At 33.2% G+C, this 4306-nt stretch carries 4 protein-coding genes; all 4 read right to left on the bottom strand.

The features are described from left to right. The coding region (locus tag Q0075_RS09880) for a DUF349 domain-containing protein (protein ID WP_297869360.1) at positions 1-821 on the bottom strand (821 nt) is incomplete at its 3' end. Between the two features lie 364 nt (positions 822-1185). Next, the gene (locus Q0075_RS09875; RefSeq protein ID WP_297869359.1) at positions 1186-1941 is read right to left on the bottom strand and encodes a shikimate dehydrogenase; all 756 of its coding nucleotides are present in this window, start codon (positions 1939-1941) and stop codon (positions 1186-1188) included. An 85-nt stretch (positions 1942-2026) separates the two neighbouring features. Continuing rightward, complete coding sequence (locus Q0075_RS09870; protein WP_297869358.1) at positions 2027-2995, bottom strand: DUF368 domain-containing protein; 969 nt, start codon at positions 2993-2995, stop codon at positions 2027-2029. Between the two features lie 57 nt (positions 2996-3052). Then, the coding region (locus Q0075_RS09865; protein WP_297869357.1) for a CDC27 family protein at positions 3053-4306 on the bottom strand (1254 nt) is incomplete at its 5' end.

Raw genomic sequence — 4306 nt, 5'->3', positions numbered from 1 at the left:
GGACCAATTTCTTCTTTCCAAACGCGGTGTAACAATTGCAATTCACGGAAGGCTTTCATTACGTCAGCTTCGTTCAACAATTCTTTAGCTTTAGCAATAATTAATTGCTTTTGCTCTAAATTGTTTTTCAAATCTAAATCACGCGCTTCTTTGTCTAAATGCATGATGTCGTAAAAACGCTCCATGTGAAAATGGTAATTGTTCCACAAGATGTTGTATTTATCTCTTGGAATTGCACCTGCATTTTTCCAACGTTCACGAATATCGTTTACTTTTTTGAACATATCGCTAATGCTCGAATCTCCTGAATCAATTAAGTTTTTCAACTCTTCGATTAAGCTTTCACGAACGGCGAAATTTTGCTCTAAATTGTTTTGTAATTGTTTGAAGTGTTTGGCTTTACTCGCTTTGTATGCGTTGTAAATGCCATCAAACTTATTTTTTAAAGGAAAGTGATACTCAAAATCCAAACCTTCTTCGTTGTTTTGAGCTAAGAATTCCTCTTTTTTCTCGTCTATAAAATGGTGATATTTGTCCGAAAAAGCTTTTCTAATGCCTTCTACATGGTCTTTAATCGCCATTACTTTTTCGTTGTTGACTAATTTTTCCAGCTCATCGGTTAAGGCTTCCATCGACATTGCATCGTAATCCAAAACTGGAATTTCGTGCTTTTCTTTTATCGAATCATCTTCATTTTCTTCTGCATTAGAATTGTCTATTTCCTCTAATACCGATTGACTAATAATGGTAACACCATCTAATTGTTCCATTTGGTCTTGTCCATCTGCGTTGTGCAGGTTATCATGTGTTGCTTCTGACATTGTGTAAATGCTTAAGGTTACTAAATAAGGTGTGAAGATACTAAAGCACCTTGAAAATTCAAAAAAAATCGACTAATTAATCACTTATTTTCTTTGAAACGAGTGTTTTGGGCTTCCTTGCCATCCATTTTCCCGCTATCCGCTATACGAGGTGTCGCTCCTATCGGGGTTAGATAGCTATCAAAAGGCTTTCTTGGGATTGGTTCTTTGAAGAAGTTTTGTTTCAGAATAAACGTACAATTAAATGTGTTCTATGCCAAGTGCAACGTCTAAAATCAACGCATAGTTTTTCTATTGTGTCTATGTGTTTAAAAGAAATCAGTTATAATCAGCACTTGAAAATCTGTGTAATCCGCGTGCTAATCTACTCATTCCAAATCTTCCAAGCCTTTTCTGCCTGTAAAACCAACATTTCGTAACCGTTTTTCGTCACGGCGCCTTGCGCTTTAGCCTTTTTTAAAAATGCAGTTTCTTCAGGATTGTAAATTAAGTCGAAAGCAATGTGTTTTTTGGTAAACAAACTGTAATCTAAATTCGGGCATTCCTCCACATTCGGATGTGTTCCTACTGGAGTAGTGTTGATGATAATTGTGTACTCTTCAAAAATAGAAGCATCTAATTCTTCGTATTTGTATTGAAATTCATCAGCCGTTCTGGAAACAAAATCATATTCAATTTTCAAGCTTCGTAAAGCGTAAGCAATGGCTTTACTTGCACCACCCGTTCCTAAAATTAATGCTTTTTTATGATGTTCTTTCAATAAAGGTTGTATCGATTTTTTGAATCCGTGATAATCGGTGTTGTAACCTTTTAGTTTTTTCTTTTTGGAAATGGTTATGCAGTTTACAGCGCCTATTTTCTTAGCTGTTTTTGATAATTTATCCAAATATGGAATAATCTCTTCTTTGTAGGGAATAGTAACATTTAAACCACGTAAACCTTTAATTTCTGTGATTATTTTGGGAAACTCTTTAATGTTTTCAATATCGTAATTCTTGTATTCGCAATTATCAAAATGGCCAATTTCAAACTTCTCATTGAAATATTTTTTTGAAAAAGAATAGCTTATGTTTCGACCAATTAAGCCAAATTTCAACTGTTTTTTTGTTTTCTTTTTCATTTGGTATTAAGTTAAAATTACAATCTATCAAATATAATCAGAGTCTTGTTTTAAATTGTTACTTGAACGTTATTTTTTTACAAATTTAGTTTTTACCTAATTTACTTGCCATTTTTTCCATTCCAAAAATCAATACAAATCCTAAAATAGCTAATACGATTGCCATGGCAATTTGGGGTTCACCATTAAAATTTTGTGGTAAAATACTCTTGTCAATATAAGGTACTACTTCGCCATGGCTGTTGATTCTAGTTTCTAATACCTCTTTCCAAGGCCAAACTTTATTTAACGAACCAACCATAAAACCTACTAACAAAGTTAATGTAGTGTTTTTATGGTGTTCAAACATCCAGTGTAATACTTTAGAAAATGATTTTAATCCGATAATGCAGCCAAGCGCAAAAATACCTAATTTTAATAAAGCTTGTGTTAAGATTTCTGAATTGGCTGAAGTTAATCCTTCTCTGAAAGTATTGATTGTTCCAATTACGGTTTCATACGAACCCATTAAAAGCAAAATGAATGCGCCAGAAATTCCGGGTAAAATCATGGCAATAATGGCAATAAATCCGGATAAAAATAAATACCAATAACTATCAGGAGAACTTACTGGTCTTGCAATGGTAATGTAATAAGAAATGGTAATTCCAATCAATAAAAAGAGAATATCCACTAATTTCCAACTCGTAATTTCTTTCCAAATTAGAGTTATACTAGCAATAATTAAACCAAAGAAAAACGACCAAACTAAGATAGGTTGGGTTTCTAATAAATGGGTTATCACTTTAGAAAAAGTCAAAATGCTGATTCCGATTCCAGATAATAAAGCCAATAAAAAACTGCCGTTTACTTGTTTCCAAGCTGCTTTTAATCCGTCTTTTTTTAATGTTTTTAATACCGAAAGATTCACATTATTAATGCTATCAATCAATTCTTGATAAATACCAGAAATAAAAGCAATAGTTCCACCAGAAACACCAGGAACAACATCGGCAGCACCCATGGCTAGGCCTTTAAGCGTAATAATTAGATAATCGGGAAATAGTTTTCTCATTGCAATAAAAATTCCAAAGCATCGCTACTTTGGAATGGATTAAGGGTTGTTAATTCTCTATTTTTTAAATTTAGAAATCGTTTTTTGAACTTCCGTTCTTTCCCAAACTACTGGGAATAATTCTTGGAACAAAGTTAGATGTTTTGGTTGTAATTTCATTCCATTAATTAAATGAAGATTTCCTTTTGTTATATCATCCATTAGAAAATACAATCCAGCCAAACGGTACTCGATTTCATATTCATCTGGCAAAACACTACTTGCTTCTAGAAGAATTTCGATTGCGGTATCAAACTCGCCTAAATATTGTAAAACATCCGTCCAAAGTGTGAACGTGTCTAGATTAATGTCACCACATTCAAATGCTTTTCGGTAGCCGTATTCTGCTTCTTCAAAGAAATGTAAAGCGCTATTTACAGCTGCAAAGCGTTTCCAATATAACGAATTATCACCATCGATTCCAATGGCTTTATTTGCATAGTATAGGGCTTTTTGGAAGTTTTTTTGACGAATGTAAAAATCAGTAATCGCAATCCAGCCTTTGTCTAATAATGGATCTTCATGAACTGTTTTTAAATAATAATTTAAAGCAAATTCAGTATTGCCTAATCTTTCGAAACATTTTGCCACGCGAAGTAATACAAAAGATGAAGGTTCGTCCAATTCTAATGTAATATTGTAACAATCAATTGCTTCTTGGTATTTTTTTAGTTTTTCGTATGACTTTGCTTTTTCCATGTACGCACCTAAGAAGGTTTCGTCAATTAATGTCGCATAGTCAAAAGCCCAAACTGCTTTTTCGTAGTTTTTTAATGCGTAATATTGGCGTCCTAATTGGTGCCAAGCGACTTCGCTATAGGGATTTCTGTCAATGAATCGGTTTAGATAAACGATGGCTTCTTCATTTTGATCTAAGAAATCAAAACAATACACCACGTTATAAAGTGCAGAGTAATCTTCTGTGTCTTCATCTAAACATTTGATGAAATTTTCTTTCGCCATTTCTAAATTGTCCATGAAAAGATATTCCATCCCAATCATAGAATACACATCAGCATAATCATCCGTATACTTCAAAGCAATTTTCAAATATGAAATAGCCTTTTCGTGTTCGTCTCTTTTAGAATGTATGTTGGCTTTTTGAATGTAAATTTCTTCGTTAGTTGGTTCTATGGCGTACAACTCGTTCAGTAACTTTTCCGCAATATCGAGTTTGTCTTCATAAACCAACATTTCTACCTGAACTAATTTTAATCCAGTAGATTTTGGATGTTGTTCTAAACCTAATTTAAGCGCTTTTTTGGCCAAATT

Origin of the sequence: uncultured Flavobacterium sp. (assembly GCF_937967675.1) — a bacterium.
GTDB lineage: Bacteria > Bacteroidota > Bacteroidia > Flavobacteriales > Flavobacteriaceae > Flavobacterium.
The sequence above is the reverse complement of the archived record's forward strand: the minus strand, read 5'-3'. Positions and strand labels throughout refer to the sequence as shown.